Genomic DNA, 20,307 nt, shown 5'->3' with positions numbered 1-20,307 from the left:
CGAAGCGCCTTCCGGGTCCATCGCTCACGCACGATCACCACCCCACCGTCCGATACTGAACTGACTTCATTTTTGTTACTCTCCGGCGTATGTCCGCCCCCGGGTGGCCGAGGTGGCTACGGAAAAGCGGCTCGGTTCGCGACCGCCGGCTTGACGCCGAGTCGGGCGGGTCTTCTCGTCCGTGACGGCCGCCTCGTTCGGCGTCCCGCTGGCCCTCATGCTCCTCAACCGGGTCGCGATGGTGCAGGCCGGGGTGGTGGAAGCACGTACCGGGCGGCATCCGGCCACGCGGGTGGCCGGTGATTCCGCCGCGCCCGTGCCCCGGCTGGTCACCGGGCCCGGGGCTCGTCTTGAAGGCGGGTCCGCCGCGCTCCCGGCGATGGAGCGGACTGCGCAGGCGGCACTCAAGGGTTGGAAGCCGAACCGGGACGACGGCGCTCTCGCCGCGGTCCGCCGGCAGCTCACAGACGGGACGCTGGAACACGCGCAGGAGGAGTTCCGTGCCGCGGTGCGTCCGGGCGGCGCGGTGGTGTCGGTGGTGGGGGAAGGTGCGGCGCACTGGTCGTTCTTGGACACGACCGTACGCGGCAGGCTGCTGGAGACCAGTGGGGCCTGGTTGAGCGCGCGTCTGGCCGCCCGGATCGACGCGTACGTGTCCCGGCTGACGGCCGACCCGTGTCTGGACGGCCGGCTGCGCGACCTGGACATCGCGCAGCGGCGGTTCGCGGACGGCGGGCACATCTCCGCAGCCCCGCGGGAACTGTGACGCCAGGTGGAGATGGGATCCGAGGTGGCCGAGGCCGTGATCGGACTCGGCACTGCGAGCCGGGAGGCCTGTGCCCTCCTCGCACCGGCAGCTGCCCGTACTGCCGCATGAACGGGGCTGTTTCGGCGCGCGGGTCTCGGTACGGGCAGGACGGTGGGACTCGGTGTCGGCGACGCCCTACTGGCCGTCTGTCGTCGAGGCCGGCGTGGTCGCCGTGTCGGCGGCCGGTGTTCCGTCGTCCGACGACGTGTCCTGGGGCTCCTCGGTGACGACGGCCACCGTGCTGCCCGCCTCGGCCTCGCTCCCGGCCTGCGGGGTGCTCGACGTGACCACGGCGTCGGAGGCCTGGGAGTACCCGGAGGCGACGGTCACCCGGAGGCCGAGGCCACCCAGTTCGCTCCGGACCTCGGCAAGTGTCTTGCCGACGATGTCGGTCGGGATCTGCACGGTCTGCACCGACCTGGCGATCCGGACGTCGACGGACGAGCCGGGGTCGACCTCCTGACCCGCGGTACTGCTCTGCCCGACGACCGTCCCGGCCTCGGCACCGCTCTCCACCTCGGTGGTATCGCCCAGTTCGAGGTCATGCTCGGCGAGCAGCCTGCGGGCCTCGCTGAGGGTGCTGCCGGTGAGGTCGGGAACCGTGGCCTTCTCGGCCTCCTTGGCCACCGTGAGGGTGATCTCGGTGCCCTTCTCGACCGACTCGCCTCCGGCCGGGTCCTGTTCCAGGACCGTCCCGGCGTCCTCGGTGGCCACCTTGTGCCGGAGCTTCACCTTGAAGCCCTTGTCCTCCAGGATGCGGGACGCGTCGTCCTCGTCCTTGTCCGTGACGTCCGGCACCTCCACCTTCGGCGCCCCGGTGGAGACGGTGACCGACACGGCCTCGCCCTTGTCGAGCCGTCCGTCGAGCGGGGTCTGCTCGCAGATGTGGCCCTTGGGCTGGTCGGCACAGGGCTCCTTCTCGGTGACGGTGAGCGTGAGCCCGACGTTGTCCGCCGTACGTCGGGCCTCCTCCAGGGTCTGTCCGACGAGATCGGGTACGTCCGCCTTGCCGTCGTCGGCCGTACCGCGCCCGAACATGAACCAGCCGAGCACGATTGCCGCGACGACGACCGCGACCCCCACCGCGATCAGCGCGCCCTTTGCGCCGCGTCGGTCGCTCTCCGCGGGGTCAGCGCCCTCGGGCTCCTCGTCACCACCCTCGACCGCCGGGGCCAGGACGGTCCGCGCCCCGAGGCACGCCTCGACAGCGGCGAGCATCTCTCCCGCGGACCGGTAGCGATACGCGGGGTCCTTCGCCAGTGCCCGCAGGACGGTCGTGTCGACCTGGGGGCCGACCTCGGGGTTGTAGAGACTCGGCGGCCGCGGCTCCTCCTGGACGTGCTGGTACATCACCGCCATCGGTGAGTCGCCGGTGAACGGCGTGCGCAGGGTGAGGAGTTCGTACAGGAGACAGCCCACCGAGTACAGGTCGGAACGAGCGTCGACGGCGTGCCCCATCGCCTGCTCCGGGGACAGGTACTGCGCGGTGCCGATCACCAGGGAGGTCTGGGTCATGCCGATGTCCCGTGCGTCACGGGCGATGCCGAAGTCCATGACCTTGACCTGGCCGGACCAGGTCACCATGACGTTGGCCGGCTTGATGTCCCGGTGCACGATGCCGTGCTGGTGGGAGTGGGCGAGCGCCTCCAGGACGCCGGCCGTGACCTCCAGGGCGCGTTCGACGGTCATCGGCGGTCCGGAGTGCAGGGCCTCGCGCAGGGTCGTGCCGTCGACGTACTCCATCACGAGGTACGGCAACTGCGCCCCGTACGAGAGGTGTTCGCCCGTGTCGTAGACGGCGGCGATGGCCGGGTGGTTGAGCGAGGCGGTGGACTGGGCCTCTCGCCGGAACCGCTCCTGGAGCGCCGGATCGTGGGCGAGGTCGGTGCGCAGCGTCTTCACCGCGACGCCGCGGTCGAGCCGGAGATCGTGCGCGAGGTGCACCTCGGCCATGCCTCCGGAGCCGAGCAGCAGCCGCAGTTCATACCTGTCGCCGAGGACCGCCACCGGCGCAGGGTGGGAGAAGGCCAGATCATCTGGTCCGCCGAAGTTCATGCCCAAGATAATTGCACATCTGAGGGTAACTAAAGAAGTGAGGGCGGACACGGAAAGACCCCGGCGCTTCGCACCGGGGTCACGTACGGAATGCAGGGCGATCTCACCCCTCGGCGGCGGCCACCTCGTCGACGACGACCTGCGCGCGCTTCTCTGCCACACCGGCCGCGATGAGCGTGGTGACGGCCACCCGGGTGCCGTCGTCCTCCAGCGCCCCGGTGTTGACCTCCTCCAGCAGCGCGACCGTCATCGACTCCAGACCGGCACTCAACACAGGGGCCGGCAGGTGGGAGTGGAAGAGTCCGTCCCGCTGGCCGCGCTCCAGGATGGCCGTGACCCGCACCCGGGCGGGCTCCAGGATCCCGGCGACCCGGTCCATGCCGAGGTCCCGCCGGGCCAGCGCCAGCAGCATCCGGTACCGGTCGCCCACAGGCCACAGCGACAACGAGAACTGCGCGAGCGCCCGATCGGCCGGCTCGTCCGCCCCCGCCCCGTCCGCCACGGCGGCCTGGAGCGCCTCGGCTGCCTCCTCGGCGAGCGCGTCCAGCAGGGCCGCGCGCCCGGGAAAATGCCCGAACAGCGTGCGCCGTACGACCCCTGCGGCGCGGGCCAGCTCCTCCAGGGTGACGTCGGGATTCCGCCCGAGTTCCTGGCGGGCGGTGGCGAGGATGCGTGCCCGGTTGGACCGTGCGTTGCGACGCTGGGGCACACGGCCGACGGACTGGGACACGACGGAACCTCGAAGAAGCCGGAACGGAGAATGGACTTCTCCATTCTGGCACGCCGGTCCCGACCGCCCCGCGACCGCATCCGGGGTCGGTCGGGACCTGGTCAGGCGGGCAGCTCCTTGATGTCGGTGGGCTCCTGCGGGTCGATGCCGTTGATGCGGTGGCGGAAATCACTGGAGGCCGGATACGCGGCACGCCGTGAGCGCATGATCGAGCCCAGCGGCCGGTGTGCTTCCAGGGCGTGCCAGGGGCTGAAGGAGAGGACGTCGTCGGCGTAGTGCCGGCGGGCGTCGCTGTAGGCGTCCTGGGCGGGCAGATGCAGCACAGCCACGGTCTGGTGCGGGGAGAGTTCCTCGGGCCACAGGACCGACGCGTCCTCCACCGGCATCCGGTCGGCGTCCGTGCACAGTTGGGCGCGGAGGTCGTACTCGGCGCTGTGGTGCGCGAAGAAGTCGACGACAAGGTCACGCAGGGCGGACTCACCGGCCTTCTTGTCGACGTGGCTGCCGGTGAGGGCCCTGACGTTCGCCGAGCGGGGTGCGGCGGACATCTTCGCCACGTGGTCGCCGTAGCGCAGCGCGGCCATGGAGTGGAAGGTCTCGCCGAGGATGTGGTCGTTGGCGGCGGCCAGTGTCTCGACGGCGGGCGGCAGCGGGCGTCCCGCGCGGGTGAGGGCCTTGGCGGCCACGCGGGCGGCCGTACCGGTGAGCTGGAGCTGCTGGTCGCTCTGGCGGGGCTGTTTCTCCAGCAGGTCCTGGAGTTTGGCGTACTCGGCGATGTTGCCGAAGGGCAGCGTGGGGTGGTTGACGAGGAGGAAGTCCTGGGTGGTGAAACCGTCGTCGAGGGCGCGGGCCCCGGGGACGCCGATCACCTTGATCGCGAGGCCGCGCTGGACGGGCACCTGGTCGGAGCGCAGGTCGCCGGGGGCGGTGGAGAAGCGGACGATCACCGGGTAGGTGGCCGGTTCGGCGAAGAGGCCCTGGGCGAGGTGGGCGGGGAGATCGGGCTGGACGCGCAGCTCGCCCGCGAGGACGCCGTGGCTCTTGGCGTGGGCGTCGCGCAGGCCGTGGCGGTGCTTGTCGGCGACCTGCCGATTGGCCCTGCCCATGGCCGCGACGACCTGGCGGACGAGTTCCTCCTCGTCGGGGAAGGGCTGTTCGAGGTCGGGGCTGTAACGGACGTACGAGTTCATGACGGCCTCCGCGCGAAGTGGGGGTCAGCTGCCGGCGAGCCAGCGGATGGCGGACAGGCTCGGCATGAAGAAGTACTCACCGCCGAGCAGGGTGTTGAAGGACTGGATGTTCTGCACCCGGCGCGGCGGGGTGCCGGGCACGGTGAAGTAGGCGCCCTTGTCCTGGAGCGAGATCATCGGGTCCTTCTCCTTGCCCAGGCCCATGAAGTTGCCGGAACCGACCCATTCGCTCTGGAGGAACTCGACGTTGTCGATCGCCCGCGCGCCCAGCGCGATGAAGTCCAGTCCGCGCGACTTCCCGTCGTCCTTGAGGCGGTCCGGGGGCAGCGGGGTGCCGTAGGAGGTGCCGCGCCGGATGATCCGGCGGATGTTGACGTCGGACAGGACCGTCAGCCGGGTGTCGCGCGGGTTCATCCGACGGATGTGGGAGCCGAGCGGGGTGCGCAGTCCGCGCGGATCGGCGGAGTAGTCGAAGTCGTTGATGCGGTTCGGGTCCTCGCCGATCGCCGGGGTGTCGCGCTCCGGGGAGAGCGCGAGCGGCGCGCCGCTGCGCCAGCGGCCGACCAACTTGGCGGCCAGCAGCTCCCGTTCGGCCTCGGTGGCGGCGTTGTCGTGCAGCCACTTGTTGAAGGCGGCGACATGCGAGTGGTACTTGCGGAAGACGACATACGTGCCGTTGCGGCCCAGGACGTCCGGCGCCGGCACGGGCAGCGGCACGCCCGTCTCGCTCGGGTGGCCGAGGACGAACTCGCCCGCCTTGATGGGCCGTCCGTCACCCGGCAGCGGTTCGGCGCCGCTGCCCTCCACCACGGGCTGGCTGAAACCGTCCCGGTAACCGAAGACGTTGAACCCGTCGGCCGCGAAGTCCTGGTGCGACAGCAGCCGTACGCCCGGAACCTCGCCCAACTCCTTCTCGTAGAGCGCGACTTCGGTCCGCCAGTCGTCCTCGCTCGCGGCGTAGACCGTGACGGCGACATGCACGCGCGGGGTGCCGAAGGGGAACTCCCAGCGCTCGGACGCGTTCACCCCGGTGTCGCGCAGCCGCTCGGCGCGGGCGGCCATCCCCGCACGGAAGTTGGCCGGGAAAGAGGCCAGCGACGACTCCGGCAAGCCCAGCGCCACCAGGCCCTGGTAGCTGATCGCGAGAGCCAGCCAGGACGGCCGGGGTTCGTCCCAGCGGGCCGCCGAGGTCACCCGGGGCGCCAGCCGCCGCAGCAACTCCCTGCCCGCCGCCGGGTCGGTGATCTCCAGGATCGCGTGCGTGCCGAAGTAGGGCTCGGGCCGGGCCCGCAGCAGGGTCGCCTGGATGTCGTCCAGGTCCAGCGCGGGAGGCCGGCGCAGTCGCCTGAACAGCGGAGAAGGCATGGCGCCCGCCTTCAGTTCAGGTCGGACAGGAAGCGCTGCACGGCGGCCTCCTGCCGCCTGAGCCGGTGGCCCTCCGCGACGGTGAGGTTCGGGTGGGCGACGAACCACGCCTCCGCCGGGAGCTGGTACTTGACGATGAAGTCCTTCACGTCCGGCGAGGTGATGCCCGGCCAGCCCTCGACGTTGCTGAACAGGTAGTCCATGAACTCGGGGATCTTGGTGGCGAAGTCGTCGATGTAGGGGTCCCACTCGCCGTCGAAAGCGGTCGCGAACAGCAGTTTCGTGTCGTTGTCGAGGAACACGAACCGCATGTTGTGCAGCGTGCCGACCTGGCCCGCGCCCGCGAGGTTCCCCCCGACGAGGTGGAAGAACTTCCGCAGCCGCTCGGCGCCGTGCGGCTTCAACGGCAGGATCGTCGTCAGCTCCGACACCTCGCCGCTCTTGGCGCCGATCCGGCCGGCGGTGGTGACGGCGTGCTCGGCCATCTCCGCCTTGTCGGCCAGCACCTCGGCGGCCTTCAGCTTGAGCGCGATCTTGGCGTCCGCCAGTGCGGCGTCGACCTTCTCGCGGACGGCGGCTGGGAACTGCTGGAACTTCGCGTGCAGGGCTTGCTCGCTCATGGCACCTCTCCTGGGGGATGGACGGTAAGGCCTATACCGTCACAAATAGGTCTTCGCGAGATGGCACGCAAGCGGGACGAAGTCCATTGTCTGACCATCTCCGCATAACTGATTACATCATCAGTTCGCCATCCCGGCTTGTCAACGCGCAACCCACGCGAGGGGCGCATGACCCACGTCACTGTGAGACAGGTTGACTCACAAATTGCCTATGAGTCACTGTGTCTCACAGATGGCCTACCGACCCCCATCCACTACTCGAGGGAGTTTCCCGATGGCGGATCACTTCTCCGGACCGCGCATCCTCTTCGACCCCGCGTCCGACGTCGCCGACGTCTTCGCGTTCCCCAGCCCGGACCGCCCCGGCTGTCTGGCGCTCATCCTGGACGTGTTCCCGGCCGCCGCCCCCACGGCGCTGTTCTCCGACGCGATCACCTACCGCTTCAGGGTCCGGCCGGTCGACCGGGCGGCCGAGCGAGCCGCCTTCACCGTCGGCGAGACCGAGTACGGTCTGGACTTCACCTTTGCCGCGCCCGGCCAGATCCCGGGCAGCGACGAGCCGGTGCAGATAGGCACCTGCACGACGCCGAGCGGCGAGCAGATCCTCTTCCAGGTCGGCGACGAGAGGCCCACCGAGGCCGAAGGGCTGAGGATCTTCGCCGGACCGCGACTCGACCCGTTCTTCATCGACCTCGCGGGCGTCCTGGCCGCCGACGCCACACAGAAGCTGGCCTTCCGGCCCGGCGCGGACAACGTCCTCGAAGGGATGAACGTGCTGAGCATCGTCGTCGAGGTCGACCCCGACGTGGTGTTCGGCCTGGACTGCGGCCCCCTGCTCGGCGTCGTCGGCGAGACCGTGACCTCCGGCGGCCGCCCGGTCCGCCTGGAGCGCATGGGCCGGCCCGAGATCAAGAACGTCGTCCTGGCGAGCAAGAGTCACGACCCCGTCAACAGCGACCTGGAGATCCGCGACCTCTACAACGAGGAGGACGCCTTCGCCGTACGACCGGACTACGCCGGGGCCTACCGGGCGCGGTTCGACGCCAACCTGGCCTTCTTCGACCGCCTCGACGGCGACCGCGTCTGGCCGCCGGACGACCGGGGCGGCCACCCGCTGACGGAACTCCTCCTGGCCGACTTCCTCGTCGTCGACCTCTCCCAGCCCTTCTCCGAGGACGGCTGCTTCGAGATCGAGACGGCCTTGCTCGCCGGACGCCCCCACACGACCTGCGGCGGCCGGGCACCCAACGACGACATCGTGGACACCCTGTACACGCTGCTGGTCAACGGCGTCGACGGCCCGCGCATCAGTGACGGCGTCGACCATGCGACCCGGCCGGCCACGCACGAATTCCCCTACCTCGCGGCCCCCAACCCGACCCCGCCGGATCTCATGACGGTGATGACCGCGCTGCTCGCCCAGCCGGAGCCGGGGAAGGAGACAGCGGCGTGACGCACCGACCCGTGCGCGCCGACCGGGAACCGGTCACGACCAACGGCACCTTGGCCCTGGTGAACCTGTCGGCCCAGATCGACGGCGTCGCGGCACCCGTACGCCGGGCGGGCTCCGCCGCGCCGCTCGCCGTCGCGCAACAGGCGGTCCTGGTCGACCTCCTGACCCTGCGCGGACACCTCCTGGGCCGCGTCGCCGACTACGAGCAGGCGGCACAGCTCTCCGAACAGATGGTGTGGAATGCGCCCGACGACAGTGCCGCCCTGCTGGCCCGGGCCCGCACACGGGCGACCCTGCACCGGTTCGCCCAGGCCATGGCCGACCTCGACGCGGCGGGCCGGACCGGCGCGGCACAGGTCACCCTGGACGCGGAACGGGTCGCGATCCTCCAGGCGGTCGGCTGTCATGCCGAAGCCCATGGCCTGCTGCGGAGCGCGGCGCCCCACCAGTCCGACTTCACGATGCTGTCGGCACTGGCCGTTCTCCAGGCGGAGCGGGGCGAGACCGCCGAGGCGGAGCACGTGTTCGACGAGGCGCGTGCCGTGTACCGGGGAGTCTCCCCCTTCCCTCTCGCCCAGCTCGACTTCCGGCGCGGGGTGATGTGGATGCGCGAAGGCGATCTGCCCACGGCTCGATCCTGGTTCGACACGGCTCGGCGCCGGGTGCCGGGCTATGCCCCGGCGACCGGTCATCTCGCCGAGGTCGACCTCCTCCTGGGCGACCCCGAGACCGCTGTGGCCCGCCTGCGCCCACTGGTGGAGACGAGCGACGACCCCGAGTACCCCGCGCACCTCGCACTCACCCTGCGAGCGGCCGGCCGCCCTCAGGAGGCACAGCCGTGGCGGGACCGGGCGGCGGAACGCTACGAGGAACTGGTGACGCGTCATCCAGAGGCGTACACCGATCACGCCGCCGGCTTCTGGCTCATGGTCGGGGGCAATGTGGACCGAGGGCTCCAACTCGCCCTCCAGACCCTGGTCATGCGCCCGACCAGCCGCTCGTACGCCCTGGTCCGGCGCGCCCACGAGGCAAGCCGGGGTCCGGCCCGCGACGCCTCCGGATCCAGACACCCTGCGACTAGCATGTGAGGCAGCTTGTCTCACACGAAGGGTTCCCCATGCCGGAGGAGCGAGCCGATCCACGCCAGGTGCGCAGCCGCGAGGCCATGGTGGCCGCGGCCACCACGCTGCTCACCGAGGGCGGCCTGGAGGCCGTCACACACCAGGCGGTGGCCGCCCGCGCCGGGGTCGGCCGGGCTACGGTCTACCGGCACTGGCCCGACCTGCTCGGTCTCCGCCTGGCGGCGCTGGAGGCCGGCATGCCGCCCCTGTCACCTGCGCCCGAGGACGTACGGGCCACCTCAGGTGCCGATCCGCGCGCCGAGCTGGTCCACTACCTGCGCCAGCTCGGCGAGCGGCTCGACGACGCCCAGGCCGGGGCCGTTCTCGCCGCCGTGCTGGGCGGGGCCCAGTACGACGACGGGATGCAGCACCTCCGCCGGACCCTCCTGACGCAGATCGTCGACGCCCTGCGCCCCGCCGTCACGACGGCCGTCGGCCGAGGCCGCCTGCGCGGTGACGTCACGGCCGAGACGTTCGCCATGTCCACCGTCGGCCCGCTGGTCCACCAGCGGTTTCTCGTGGGTGCCCGGCTCGGTCACGACACGGTGGACGCGGTGGTGGACGCGGCGCTGCGGGCCTGGGCGCCGTAGCGCCTCCGGCATCCGGACCCTCATCGGCCCCTTGGGCCCGGCAGGTGCAGGAACCGTAGGGATCGTAAGGGGGGTAATGGGGCTCGAACGGCTCGCATTTCTGCTGGTCTTCCTGCTCGTCCTCGGCAGAGGGCTCGCTCATGGCTCCTTCTACGACGGCCGGGGTGCTCAGCCCACGCCGACCTCGTCCTTCTTCTCCTCGGCCGCAGCCTGCCGGTCCCCCTGCTCCGCCGTGCGGGTCGGCAGTTTCGCCCCTTCGATGTCGACGTCGGGGGTGACGCGGTCGAGCCAGCCGGGCAGGCCCCAGGCGCGGCGGCCGAGCAGGGCCATGGCGGCCGGGACGAGGGTCATGCGCACCACGAAAGCGTCGACGAAGACGCCGAACGCCAGGGCGAAGCCGATGGACTTGATGATCGGGTCGTGGTTGAAGACGAACCCTCCGAAGACCGCGACCATGATGAGCGCGGCGGCGCTGACGACCCGGCCGCTGCGGGCGAAGCCCTGCGTGACGGCCTCGGCGGCGTCGCCGGTGTGCTCGTAGTGCTCGCGCATCCGGCTGACGAGGAACACCTCGTAGTCCATGGCGAGTCCGAAGAGCACCCCGATGAGGAGGACCGGCAGGAAGCTGGTGACCGGGCCCGCTGAGGGGATGTCCAGCACTCCGTTCAGGTGGCCGTCTTGGAAGACCCAGACCGTGGCGCCGAGGGACGCGGCGACGGACAGCAGGAAGCCGAGGGCCGCCTTCACGGGAACCAGCAGGGACCGGAAGGCGATGGTCAGCAGGATCAGGGCCAGGATCACGATGATGGCGATGAACAGCGGCAGCGCGTCGGACAGCTTGCCCGCCACGTCGATCGCCGCGGCGGTCTGTCCCGCGATGTAGAGGGTGCCGCCCGCCTTCCCGACCGTGGTCGCGTTCTCCCGCAGCCGGTGCACCAGGTCGGTCGTGGCCTGGGCGTCGGGCCCGGTCTTCGGGACGACGGCGATGACGGCGAGGGTCGCGTCGGTGTTGGTGACCGGCGCGGCGGCGACGGCCACACCGCGGTCGTCCGCGAGGGCCGTCCTCAACCGCGTCACGGTCGTCGTGCGGTCCGCGGCCGGAACGCCGTCGAGGTCGACCACGGCCGTCAAGGTGGCGTTGAAGCCGGGCCCGAAGCCTTCGGTGAGCAGGTCGTAGCTCTTGTGCTGGGTGCTGTCGACCGGCTGCGAGGCGTTGCTCGGCAGACCGAGGCGCAGGTCGCGGGCGGGGACGGCGAGCGCGAGCAGGCCGATCACCGCGGCGACCAGGACGAGCAGCGGCTTGCGGGTGACCGCACGCGCCCAGGCCAGGCCCCAGGCGCCGGGGGCGCGTTCGGTCGTACGGGTCGTACGGGTACGGCGGTCGCGTGGGCGCATCCGCTCGCCGAAGAAGCCGAGGGCGGCGGGGACGAGGCTGACGGCGACCAGGACCGCCAGCGCCACGGTGGCCGCGGCGGCCAGGCCCATGACGGTCAGGAACGGGATGCCGGTGACCGTCAGCGCCGCCAGCGCGATGATCACGGTCGCACCGGCGAAGACGACCGCGCCCCCGGCGGTGGCCACCGCCCGCGCGATCGAGTCCTCCACGTCCTGTTCGGGGTCGGCGAGTTGCTCGCGGTGGCGGGAGATGATGAACAGGGCGTAGTCGATGCCCACGGCCAGCCCGATCATCAGGGCGAGGACGGTGGCGGTGGACGTCATCTCGACGTACCGGCTCATGAACTCCACGCCCAGGACACCGATCGCCACCCCCACCAGGGCGGTCAGCAGCGGCAGCCCGGCCGCTATGAGCGAGCCGAGGGCCAGGGCCAGGACCGCGAAGGCGACGACCACACCGACGATCTCGGCCGGTCCGCCGACCTCGGTCTTGGCCTCCATCGCCGAGCCGCCGAACTCGACCTCGAGACCGGCGTTTCGTGCCTGGTCCATCGCCTCCGACAGGGCGTCCTTGGACTTCTCGGGCACGTCGCTCGCCTGCTCGCGGAAGCGGACGTCCGCGTAACCGATGCGCAGGTCCCGGGAGACCGTCTTCACCTTGAGCGGGTCGGAGACGTCCACGACACCGGACACCGCGGCGACCTTCTTGAGGCTCGCCTCTACGGCGGCCGCGGTCTTCGACTCGGTCAGTGTGCTGCCCTCGGGGGCCGCGAGGACGACCCGGACCACCCCGCCCGCCGCCTCGGGGAACTTCTCCTCCAGCAGGTCCTGTGCCTTCTGGGACTCGATCCCGGGCACCGAGAACTCGGTGGTCGCCTTGCCGTGCAGGGTGATCCCGAGGCCGCCGACGACGGCGAGCAGGAGCAGCCAGACCGCGACGACCCTGCCGCGCCGGCGTACCGCCCACCGCGCCCATGTGTACAGGCGTGAGGCCATGCCCGTGTCCCTCTCTTCCGCAATTGTCGCTTCCACAGTTGTCCGAAGCTCAGCTCGTTACACCGTAAGGCATTTTTGCACTTGACTGTAAAATAGCAGTCGATGGTAAAGTGGCGCACATGATGAGCGAAGGTCTGCGGGAACGCTCCAAGGCGCGGCGCAGGGAAGCGATCCTCCGGTCGGCCTACGAACTGTTCGCCGAGCGGGGTTTCGAGGCGACGACGATCGCCGACATCGCGGCGGCGGCCGAGGTCTCGCCGCGCACGGTCACGCTCTACTTCCCCTCGAAGCTGGAACTGGCGACCTCCCACTTCGACGCGGCCGCGGACCGGCTGGCCACCGCGCTGCTGGAACGGCCGGAGGGGCAGACGACTCTGGACGCGCTGGAGATCTGGCTACGGGCCGAGATCGCCCAGCACAGCGATCTGGACCATCTGCACGACCGCATGCTCGACCTCAACCCGCAGTTGCGGGCCGTCACCAACGCCCGCCTCACCGAGGTGATCCAGCAGGGCGCCCGCATCCTCGCCGAGGAACGGGGCGACTCCCCCGACGACTTCGGCCCCCGTATGGCCGCCGCCGCGGCGGCAGCGGTCGTCAGCGAGGTCTGCCATCACGCGCAGGAAGCCGATGTCGACAAGGCGATCGCCTTCCTGCGCGCCGGCCTCCGCACGCTCGACGCCGTCTAGTCCACCCGACACCTTGTCGAACAAGGTCTACCGCGAAGGGGCCGACGTATGCCTCTACCGAAGCCGCACCCCACCAGCACCGCGATCGTGACCGGCGCCTCGTCCGGCATCGGCGCGGACATCGCCCGCGAACTGGCCCGGCGCGGCCACGGCGTCACCCTGGTGGCCCGGCGCGAGGACCGGCTGCGCGACCTGGCCGCCGAACTCTCCGGCACGGTCCGGGTCGAGGTCATCGCCTGCGACGTGGCCGACGCCGAGCAGCGGGCACGGCTCTTCGACACGGTGGCCGAGCGGGGCCTCACCGCTGACATCCTGGTCAACAACGCCGGCATCGGCACCATCGACGCGGTGGCCAACTCCCCGGTAGAGGCCGAGATCGCCCAGGTGCGGGTGAACGTCGAGGCGGTCATCGACCTCACCACCCGCGCGGTGCAGCAGATGGTGCCCCGCCGACGTGGCGCGATCCTCAACGTCGGGTCCGTGAGCGGCTTCATTCCGCAGCCCGGCCAGTCCGGTTACGCGGGGACGAAGGCGTTCGTGCAGCGGTACAGCGAGGGGCTACGCGCGGAGCTGGCGGGTACGGGGGTCACGGTCGCGGTGCTCTGTCCCGGTCCGGTGCACACCGAGTTCGTCCAGTCCGCCGGACTGGACAGCGACGGCTATCCGCCGTTCCTGTACATGCCGTCCCGCGAGGTGGCGAGGATCGGTATCGACGCGCTCGACGGCGACCGTGGTGTGGTCGTCGCCGGTCTGGCCATGAGGATCGTCAGCCGACTGATGCGGCTGGCTCCCCAGCGCCTCCTGCTGCCCGCGCTCGTACGGCAGAACCCGGGTCTGAAGCGGGTTCGCGCCTGACCTTCCCGTGTGTGGAGCCGCGCGGTTGAAGTAGCGGACACGGCACTGACTATCCCTCATGGCCGCCACGCCACGCCGTATCGACGTCCACCAGCACCTCATCCCCGCCTTCTACCGGGACCTCCTCGCCAAGCACGGCATCGCCGAGACGGGCGGCAGGGCGCTGCCGGACTGGAGTCCCGAGTCGGCGCTGGAGCTGATGGACCTGCTGGGCACGGAGACGGCGATTGTCTCCGAACCCACCCCGGGCACCGGATTCCTCGACGACTCCGCCGATGCCGGATGCGGCCCCCTCCGCGGCCGAGGCCCGGCGGGCGTTGACGGAGCTGGGGGCCGACGGGGTCACCCTGCCGGCCAACAACCGGGGCACTTATCCGGGAGCCGACGGGCAGGACTCGCTGTGGCAGGCGCTCGACGAGAACGCGGCCGTCGTGTTCGCGCACCCGGCTGACTTGCCCGCCTCGCCGGTCGAGGGCATCCCTCCGTTCGCCGCCGACTTCCTGCTGGACACCACGCGCGCCGCCTGTCTGCTCATACGCAACGGCATCCCGCACCGCTACCCGAACATCCGGTTCATCCTCAGCCACGCCGGCGGTTTCATCCCCTACGCCTCGCATCGGATGGCCGTCGCGACCGCCGCCGGCACCGGGCGCAGCCCGCTGGACGTCCTGGAGGACTTCCGCGACTTCTACTTCGACACCGCGCTGTCCTCCAGCCCCGCCGCGCTGCCGACGCTGCCGGCCTTCGCCCGGCCCGGGCACGTCCTGTTCGGCAGTGACTGGCCGTTCGCGCCTGCGGCGGCGGGGCAGTACTTCGCGAACGGGCTCGACAGCCATCCGCTGGTGCCGGGTTCGCTCAAGGCCGTGAACCGTGCCAATGCCGAGGCCCTCTTCCCCCGCTTCGGGGGCGGGACCGCCCCGCCTTCCCGGCCCGAGATGACGTCTCACACGCCCCCGCGCAGCACCCGCGACAGCCCCAGCGCCGCCGTCCGCACCGCCGGTGCCAGTTGGGCGGGGCTGAAGCGGGAGCGCGGCACAGCAACCGAGAGGGCGGCCACCACAGTGCCGCCGGAGAAGACCGGTGCCGCAATACAGCTCACTCCCGGCGCCGCCTCCTGCTCCTCGTACGCGAGACCCGAGACCCGGATCTTCTCCAGAGCCATGCGCAGCCGCGCCGGGTCGGTGATCGAGTGCGGGGTCAGGCTCGGCAGGGGCTGTGTGAGCAATTCCTCGGTCAGCTCGGCACCGGAGAAGGCGAGCAGGGCCTTGCCGACGCCGGTGCAGGTCAGCGGGAGGCTACCGCCGATGCGAGAGGGGAGCTGGAGAGCCTCGTGGCCGTGGATGCGTTCGAGGTAGACGACGTCCATGCCGTCGCGCACCCCGAGGTGAACGGTCTCCCGCGTGGCCTCGAACAGGTCCTGGAGGAACGGCAGGGCCGCCTCACGCAGATCGAGCCGGTGTGGGACCAGCGAGCCGAGCTCGAACAGCTTCGGGCCCAGCCGGTACTGGGCGCCGGACCGCTCCAGCCACCCCAGCCGGACGAGGTCCGTCGCCAGCCGATGGACGGTCGGCTTGGCGAGCCCCGTGCGCTCCGAAAGTTCTGACAGACGGAACGGTCCGCCGCTTGGGGTGAAGCATTCCAGGATGACTGCGGCCTTCTCCAACATGCTGCCGCTCGCGATGTTCCGTGACACGGAACAAAGCTTGGCTCGTTCGCGGCGAGCTGTCTATATCGGTGTCAGCACTCGCACTCCCTGGAGGGATCCATGCCGAACGCCGCCTCCCCGGCCGTACTCAAGGCCGCCGACCTGCTGGAGGAGGCCGCCCGTACCCGGGCCGCCTGCCCTCCGGTGCGGACGCTGTTCGACACCGGCGACCTTGAGACCGCCTACGCCGTGCAGCAGGTCAACGTCCGTCGCGGTCTGGACGCCGGACGCCGGATCGTCGGCCACAAGATCGGCCTGACCTCCCCGGCCGTACAGCGTCAACTGGGCGTGGACCAGCCCGACTTCGGTGCCCTGTTCGCGGACATGGCCGTGCCGCAGGGCGGCGAGGTGCCGGCCGGGCGGCTGCTCCAGCCCAAGGTGGAGGCCGAAGTCGCGCTCGTCCTCGCCGAGGATCTCCCGCACCGCGCGTGCACGGTCGTGGACGTGCTGCGCGCGGTCGACTTCGCGCTGCCCGCCCTGGAGATCGTCGACAGCCGGATCGCCGGCTGGGACATCTCCCTCGTCGACACCGTCGCCGACAACGCCTCCTGCGGCCTGTACGTCCTCGGCGGCACCCCCGTGCCGCTGAGCGGGCTGGATTTGCGGTCGGTGTCGATGACCATGACCCGAAACGGGGAGACCGTCTCCCAGGGCACAGGCGCCGACTGTCTCGGCAGCCCCCTCAACGCGGCCGTCTGGCTGGCCCAGGCGCTCGCGGAGCGGGACGACCCGTTGCGTGCGGGCGACCTCGTGCTGACCGGCGCCCTCGGCCCGATGGCCCCCGCCGCACCCGGTGACCTCTTCGACGCCCACATTTTCGGCCTGGGCTCGGTCCAGGTCGGGTTCGCCCAGGAAGGGGCGCGGTCATGACCACCAAGGTCGCCATCATCGGTTCCGGCAACATCGGCACCGACCTCATGATCAAGATTCTGCGCCTCTCGGAGAACCTGGACATAGCCGCGATGGCCGGTATCGACCCGGACTCCGACGGCCTGGCCCGCGCCCGCCGCCTCAAGGTGGCCACGACCAATGAGGGTGTGGAGGGCCTGGTGAAGATGGACGAGTTCGCGGATGTGGAGTTCGTCTTCGACGCGACCTCGGCCGGCGCCCACCGCCACCACGACGAGATCCTGCGCCCGCTCGGCCGCACCCTGATCGACCTCACCCCGGCCGCGCTCGGCCCGTACGTGGTGCCGCCTGTGAACGGCGACGCCCACCTGGACGCGCCGAACGTCAACATGGTCACCTGCGGCGGCCAGGCCACGATCCCCATCGTCGCCGCGGTCAACGCCGTGTCGCCCGTGCACTACGGCGAGATCGTCGCGTCCATAGCCTCCCGCTCCGCCGGTCCCGGCACCCGGGCGAACATCGACGAGTTCACCGAGACCACGTCCTCGGCCGTCGAACAGGTCGGCGGCGCCTCGCGCGGCAAGGCGATCATCGTCCTCAACCCGGCCGAACCCCCGCTGATCATGCGGGACACCGTGCACTGCCTGGTCTCCGAGTGCGCGACAGAGGCCGTCACCGCGTCGGTCGAGGAGATGGTCGGGCGCGTCCAGACGTATGTGCCCGGCTACCGGCTCAAACAGAAGGTGCAGTACGAGCGGGTCGCGGCCGACGACCCGCTGCGCACCCTGGCCCCCGGCGGCGAACTCCTGAAAATCTCCGTCTTCCTTGAGGTCGAGGGCGCCGCCCACTACCTCCCGGCCTACGCCGGAAACCTCGACATCATGACCTCGGCCGCGCTGCGCACCGCGGAACGCATGGCCGCCCACATCAGGGAGGCGGCCAAGTGACCGCTCTGTACATCCAGGACGTCACCCTCCGGGACGGCATGCACGCCGTCCGGCACCGCTACACCGTCGAGCAGGCCCGCACCATCGCCGCCGCCCTGGACGCGGCGGGCGTGGCCGCCATCGAGATCGCCCACGGCGACGGACTGGCCGGCTCCAGCATCAACTACGGCATCGGCGCGCACACCGACTGGGAGTGGATCGAGGCCGTCACCGACGTCGGCCATCACGCCGTACCCACAACCCTCCTGCTGCCGGGCATCGGCACCCTGCACGACCTCCGCCAGGCACACCGCCTCGGCATCCGCTCGGTCCGCGTGGCGACTCACTGCACCGAGGCCGACATCTCGGCCCAGCACATCGCCGCCGCCCGCGACCTGGGCATGGACGTCGCCGGGTTCCTGATGATGTCCCACATGGCCGGACCGGCCGAACTGGCCCGCCAGGCCAAGCTGATGGAGTCCTACGGCGCCCACTGCGTGTACGTGACCGACTCCGGCGGACGGCTCACCATGGACGGCGTCCGCGACCGCTTCCGCGCCTACCGCGAAGTCCTCGACCCGGCCACGGAGTTGGGCATCCACGCCCACCACAACCTCGGACTCGGCGTCGCCAACAGCGTGGTCGCCGTCGAGAGCGGAGCCGTCCGCGTCGACGCCTCCCTCGCCGGCCAGGGCGCCGGCGCGGGCAACTGCCCTCTGGAGGCGTTCGTCGCGGTCGCCGACCTGATGGGCTGGCAGCACGCGTGCGAGCTGTTCCCGCTCATGGACGCCGCCGACGATCTCGTACGACCGCTCCAGGACCGCGAGGTCCGGGTCGACCGCGAGACGCTCAGCCTCGGCTACGCGGGTGTCTACTCCAGCTTCCTGCGACACGCCGAGACCGCCGCCGCCCGGTACGGGCTCGACACGCGCAGCATCCTGGTCGAGGTCGGCCGCCGGGGCATGGTCGGCGGCCAGGAGGACATGATCACCGACATCGCGCTGGACCTGGTCGCCCGCGCCGAGGCGTGATCGGGCAGCGGATGGAGGGCCCAGTGCGGATCGGCGCATTGGGCCCTTCGCGTGGAGCCGGTCAGTCGTCGGGGATACCCGCACCGCTGAGCGAGGGCACGGTGTCCTCGCGACGCGAGAGGGAGAGGCCTCCGAGCCGGAACTGGTCGAGCTTGTCGATGATCGTCTGCCCGACCGGGGTATGGCCCCAGATGCTGATGCCCTGGTGGGTGCTGGGCTGCCAGGTGGCTTCGTCGATGACGATGGGGTTCCAGCCGACCTCCCATTCGAAGCCCGACGGGGTACGGGCGTAGTACGACAGTTCCTTGTCGTTCGTGTGCTGCCCCACCGACAGGGCCATGTCGAAGCCGAGTTCGTGCACGCGGTCGTAGCTGCGGGCCAGGTCGTCGAGTGAGGCGGCCTGGATGTTGAGGTGTTGGACGCGGGTGCGGATCGGGTCGATGGGCAGGCCGCGGACGGCAGCGATCGCGATGGAATGGTGGCGTTCGTTGACCCGCAGGAAGCGGACCTTGAGCTTGACGCCGCTGATGGCCTCGTCGATGTAGTCGGTGAGACGGGCGTCGAAGACGGTACTGAAGTAGCCGCGCAACTGCGTCGGCTTGGTGGAGGTGATCGCGATGTGTCCCATGCCGGAGTCGCCGGTCACCCAGCCGGAGGCGAGCATGCGCAGTGGTTCGGAGGCCATGCGCGGGGTGGTGTAGATCTCCTGGGTGATGCCCTTGGGTCCGGGGAAGCGCAGTAGGCGTTCGACGCCGCGCAGGGCCGCTTCCTCAGCCGTGCCCTCGACTACAGGGACGCCGTGGGCCCGTATCCGCGCCTCGATCTGCTCGAAACCGGCGTGGTCGTCGATGTGCCAGCCGGTGGCAACGACGTCCTCCGCAGGGCCGCGGCGGACAAGGAATCGGCACTCCTGCTCGTCGAGGCGGAAGCGCATCAGGTGCGAGTCCACCGCGTCGTGGTGCATGCCGATGGCGTCGGTGCCGAAGCGGCGCCAGTCGGCGAAGCGGTTGCTCTCGATGACGATGTAACCGAGATGGACAGCGCCGAAGACAGAAGTGGTGCTGTTCATCGGCGGCCGGCCAGGAAGTCGGCGCACAGCCGGTTGAAGAGGTCGGCTCGTTCGAACTGCACCCAGTGGCCGGTGTTGGCGACCATGTAGAGGTCGCAGTTGGGCAGGCGGTCGGCCAGCATCCGGGCGCCGGAGGGCCGATTGACCTTGTCGTCGGCGCCCCACAGGACCAGGGTCGGTACGGGCAACCGGGACAGGCGGGCGTCGCGCGTGAAGTCCATCCTCCACAAGGCGCGCAGCGACTTCGGACGCCGGAGCGGCGGGTTGGCGACGACCTCCGGGTCGAGGCTGTCCCGGTAGCGGGCGTCGATGACGCTGTCGGGGACGTCGGCGGCGTTGAAGACCAGGTACTGGCGGATGAACTTCTCCAGCTTGAGCCGCGAAGGCCCGTCCCCGGTGTAGTAGTTGAGCAGGCTGTTCAGGCCGGGGGTGGGCAGGGCGCGGGTGGTTCCGATGCCGCCGGGGCCCATGAGGACCATGCGGTCGACCCGGTCCGGGGTGTCCAGGGCGAGGCGCAGGGCGCAGGCGCCGCCGTAGGAGTTGCCGACCAGGTGGGCCTTGTCCAGACCGAGTTCGTCGAGCAGGCCGCGGATGCCCGCGGCGAGGCTGCCGAAGGGGTCGGCGGGGTCGATGCCCTTGGAGCTGCGGCTGTAGCCGGGCAGGTCGGGGACGATGACCCGGTGTTCCTTCGCCAACTCCTCGATGTTTCGGCTGTAGTTGGAGACGCCGGAGGCGCCGGGTCCGCCGCCGTGCAGCAGCACGACGGGAGGACCGTCACCGGTCTCCGCGACGAAGATCTTCTTGCCTGCGACGTCGAGCCGGGACTCCCGCATCGGGGGCAGTTCGGTGTGTGTGGTCAT

At 70.6% G+C, this 20,307-nt stretch carries 18 protein-coding genes and 1 pseudogene; 10 read left to right on the top strand and 9 right to left on the bottom strand.

Annotated features, from left to right (window positions below; all coding sequences use genetic code 11):
- Positions 1 to 181: 181 nt before the first annotated feature.
- A complete protein-coding gene (locus ABZ896_RS27455) occupies positions 182 to 766 on the top strand; it encodes a hypothetical protein (RefSeq protein WP_360934531.1) in 585 nt (194 codons plus the stop codon).
- Between the two features lie 177 nt (positions 767 to 943).
- Here the strand turns inward: ABZ896_RS27455 and ABZ896_RS27450 are convergent, their stop codons facing one another.
- The 5 genes from ABZ896_RS27450 to ABZ896_RS27430 form a co-directional block, all read right to left on the bottom strand.
- Positions 944 to 2,863 carry a PASTA domain-containing protein gene (locus tag ABZ896_RS27450; RefSeq protein ID WP_360934528.1) on the bottom strand — a complete coding sequence of 640 codons (1,920 nt, stop codon included), beginning with the start codon at positions 2,861 to 2,863 and terminating at the stop codon, positions 944 to 946.
- Between the two features lie 103 nt (positions 2,864 to 2,966).
- Positions 2,967 to 3,593, bottom strand: a complete 627-nt coding sequence (locus ABZ896_RS27445) for a TetR family transcriptional regulator (RefSeq protein WP_360934525.1) — start codon at positions 3,591 to 3,593, stop codon at positions 2,967 to 2,969.
- Positions 3,594 to 3,694: 101 nt separating this feature from the next.
- Positions 3,695 to 4,783 carry a catalase family protein gene (locus ABZ896_RS27440; protein ID WP_360934522.1) on the bottom strand — a complete coding sequence of 363 codons (1,089 nt, stop codon included), beginning with the start codon at positions 4,781 to 4,783 and terminating at the stop codon, positions 3,695 to 3,697.
- A gap of 24 nt (positions 4,784 to 4,807) precedes the next feature.
- The gene (locus ABZ896_RS27435) at positions 4,808 to 6,148 is read right to left on the bottom strand and encodes a peroxidase (protein WP_360934519.1); all 1,341 of its coding nucleotides are present in this window, start codon (positions 6,146 to 6,148) and stop codon (positions 4,808 to 4,810) included.
- Between the two features lie 11 nt (positions 6,149 to 6,159).
- Positions 6,160 to 6,768, bottom strand: coding sequence for a hypothetical protein (locus ABZ896_RS27430; protein ID WP_360934516.1), 609 nt, complete (start codon positions 6,766 to 6,768; stop codon positions 6,160 to 6,162).
- A 274-nt stretch (positions 6,769 to 7,042) separates the two neighbouring features.
- On the opposite strand from ABZ896_RS27430, the gene ABZ896_RS27425 reads away from it, so the two are divergent.
- The 3 genes from ABZ896_RS27425 to ABZ896_RS27415 are packed head-to-tail and all read left to right on the top strand — an operon-like array spanning position 7,043 to position 9,932.
- On the top strand, positions 7,043 to 8,221 hold the full coding sequence (locus tag ABZ896_RS27425; RefSeq protein ID WP_360934514.1) for a DUF4331 family protein: 1,179 nt from the start codon (positions 7,043 to 7,045) through the stop codon (positions 8,219 to 8,221).
- Positions 8,218 to 9,309 carry a hypothetical protein gene (locus tag ABZ896_RS27420; protein ID WP_360934511.1) on the top strand — a complete coding sequence of 364 codons (1,092 nt, stop codon included), beginning with the start codon at positions 8,218 to 8,220 and terminating at the stop codon, positions 9,307 to 9,309. The genes ABZ896_RS27425 and ABZ896_RS27420 overlap by 4 nt, the downstream gene beginning before the upstream one ends.
- Positions 9,310 to 9,338: 29 nt before the next feature.
- Positions 9,339 to 9,932 carry a TetR/AcrR family transcriptional regulator gene (locus ABZ896_RS27415; RefSeq protein ID WP_360934508.1) on the top strand — a complete coding sequence of 198 codons (594 nt, stop codon included), beginning with the start codon at positions 9,339 to 9,341 and terminating at the stop codon, positions 9,930 to 9,932.
- A gap of 168 nt (positions 9,933 to 10,100) precedes the next feature.
- Here ABZ896_RS27415 and ABZ896_RS27410 read toward each other — a convergent pair whose 3' ends face one another.
- Positions 10,101 to 12,323, bottom strand: coding sequence for an MMPL family transporter (locus tag ABZ896_RS27410; protein ID WP_360934505.1), 2,223 nt, complete (start codon positions 12,321 to 12,323; stop codon positions 10,101 to 10,103).
- Between the two features lie 119 nt (positions 12,324 to 12,442).
- Here ABZ896_RS27410 and ABZ896_RS27405 point away from each other — a divergent pair, with 119 nt between their 5' ends.
- The 3 genes and pseudogenes from ABZ896_RS27405 to ABZ896_RS27395 all read left to right on the top strand — a co-directional run.
- Positions 12,443 to 13,012 (top strand): TetR family transcriptional regulator, encoded by a 570-nt coding sequence (locus ABZ896_RS27405; protein ID WP_360934502.1) that lies wholly within the window; start codon positions 12,443 to 12,445, stop codon positions 13,010 to 13,012.
- Between the two features lie 48 nt (positions 13,013 to 13,060).
- Positions 13,061 to 13,867 (top strand): SDR family oxidoreductase, encoded by an 807-nt coding sequence (locus ABZ896_RS27400; protein WP_360934499.1) that lies wholly within the window; start codon positions 13,061 to 13,063, stop codon positions 13,865 to 13,867.
- A 275-nt stretch (positions 13,868 to 14,142) separates the two neighbouring features.
- Positions 14,143 to 14,703 (top strand): annotated as a pseudogene (locus ABZ896_RS27395) (amidohydrolase family protein); the annotation flags it as partial.
- 107 nt (positions 14,704 to 14,810) lie between these two features.
- Here ABZ896_RS27395 and ABZ896_RS27390 read toward each other — a convergent pair.
- Positions 14,811 to 15,533, bottom strand: coding sequence for an IclR family transcriptional regulator (locus ABZ896_RS27390; RefSeq protein ID WP_360934534.1), 723 nt, complete (start codon positions 15,531 to 15,533; stop codon positions 14,811 to 14,813).
- 99 nt (positions 15,534 to 15,632) lie between these two features.
- On the opposite strand from ABZ896_RS27390, the gene mhpD reads away from it, so the two are divergent.
- The 3 genes from mhpD to dmpG are packed head-to-tail and all read left to right on the top strand — an operon-like array spanning position 15,633 to position 18,378.
- Positions 15,633 to 16,442 (top strand): 2-keto-4-pentenoate hydratase, encoded by an 810-nt coding sequence (gene mhpD / locus ABZ896_RS27385; RefSeq protein WP_360934496.1) that lies wholly within the window; start codon positions 15,633 to 15,635, stop codon positions 16,440 to 16,442.
- The gene (locus tag ABZ896_RS27380; protein ID WP_360934493.1) at positions 16,439 to 17,368 is read left to right on the top strand and encodes an acetaldehyde dehydrogenase (acetylating); all 930 of its coding nucleotides are present in this window, start codon (positions 16,439 to 16,441) and stop codon (positions 17,366 to 17,368) included. The genes mhpD and ABZ896_RS27380 overlap by 4 nt, the downstream gene beginning before the upstream one ends.
- Positions 17,365 to 18,378 carry a 4-hydroxy-2-oxovalerate aldolase gene (gene dmpG / locus ABZ896_RS27375; RefSeq protein ID WP_360934490.1) on the top strand — a complete coding sequence of 338 codons (1,014 nt, stop codon included), beginning with the start codon at positions 17,365 to 17,367 and terminating at the stop codon, positions 18,376 to 18,378. The genes ABZ896_RS27380 and dmpG overlap by 4 nt, the downstream gene beginning before the upstream one ends.
- A 61-nt stretch (positions 18,379 to 18,439) precedes the next feature.
- Here the strand turns inward: dmpG and ABZ896_RS27370 are convergent, their stop codons facing one another.
- Both ABZ896_RS27370 and ABZ896_RS27365 read right to left on the bottom strand, forming a co-directional pair.
- Positions 18,440 to 19,447, bottom strand: coding sequence for a VOC family protein (locus ABZ896_RS27370; protein WP_360934487.1), 1,008 nt, complete (start codon positions 19,445 to 19,447; stop codon positions 18,440 to 18,442).
- Entirely contained in the window at positions 19,444 to 20,307 is an 864-nt protein-coding gene (locus tag ABZ896_RS27365) for an alpha/beta fold hydrolase (RefSeq protein ID WP_360934484.1), read from the bottom strand. The genes ABZ896_RS27370 and ABZ896_RS27365 overlap by 4 nt, the downstream gene beginning before the upstream one ends.

The organism is Streptomyces sp. NPDC047072, from assembly GCF_040643855.1.
Lineage (GTDB): Bacteria > Actinomycetota > Actinomycetes > Streptomycetales > Streptomycetaceae > Streptomyces.
This window is presented reverse-complemented; position numbering and strand designations above follow the sequence as displayed.

Excerpts from the sequence above, each read along its gene's own strand:
- ABZ896_RS27450 (WP_360934528.1), bottom strand. The coding sequence starts at position 2,863 with ATGAACTTCGGCGGACCAGATGATCTGGCCTTCTCCCACCCTGCGCCG.
- ABZ896_RS27440 (WP_360934522.1), bottom strand. The coding sequence starts at position 4,783 with ATGAACTCGTACGTCCGTTACAGCCCCGACCTCGAACAGCCCTTCCCC.
- ABZ896_RS27435 (WP_360934519.1), bottom strand. The coding sequence starts at position 6,148 with ATGCCTTCTCCGCTGTTCAGGCGACTGCGCCGGCCTCCCGCGCTGGAC.
- ABZ896_RS27430 (WP_360934516.1), bottom strand. The coding sequence starts at position 6,768 with ATGAGCGAGCAAGCCCTGCACGCGAAGTTCCAGCAGTTCCCAGCCGCC.
- ABZ896_RS27425 (WP_360934514.1), top strand. The coding sequence starts at position 7,043 with ATGGCGGATCACTTCTCCGGACCGCGCATCCTCTTCGACCCCGCGTCC.
- ABZ896_RS27415 (WP_360934508.1), top strand. The coding sequence starts at position 9,339 with ATGCCGGAGGAGCGAGCCGATCCACGCCAGGTGCGCAGCCGCGAGGCC.
- ABZ896_RS27410 (WP_360934505.1), bottom strand. The coding sequence starts at position 12,323 with ATGGCCTCACGCCTGTACACATGGGCGCGGTGGGCGGTACGCCGGCGC.
- ABZ896_RS27405 (WP_360934502.1), top strand. The coding sequence starts at position 12,443 with ATGATGAGCGAAGGTCTGCGGGAACGCTCCAAGGCGCGGCGCAGGGAA.
- ABZ896_RS27400 (WP_360934499.1), top strand. The coding sequence starts at position 13,061 with ATGCCTCTACCGAAGCCGCACCCCACCAGCACCGCGATCGTGACCGGC.
- ABZ896_RS27390 (WP_360934534.1), bottom strand. The coding sequence starts at position 15,533 with ATGTTGGAGAAGGCCGCAGTCATCCTGGAATGCTTCACCCCAAGCGGC.
- mhpD (WP_360934496.1), top strand. The coding sequence starts at position 15,633 with ATGCCGAACGCCGCCTCCCCGGCCGTACTCAAGGCCGCCGACCTGCTG.
- ABZ896_RS27380 (WP_360934493.1), top strand. The coding sequence starts at position 16,439 with ATGACCACCAAGGTCGCCATCATCGGTTCCGGCAACATCGGCACCGAC.
- ABZ896_RS27370 (WP_360934487.1), bottom strand. The coding sequence starts at position 19,447 with ATGAACAGCACCACTTCTGTCTTCGGCGCTGTCCATCTCGGTTACATC.
- ABZ896_RS27365 (WP_360934484.1), bottom strand. The coding sequence starts at position 20,307 with ATGACCACACACACCGAACTGCCCCCGATGCGGGAGTCCCGGCTCGAC.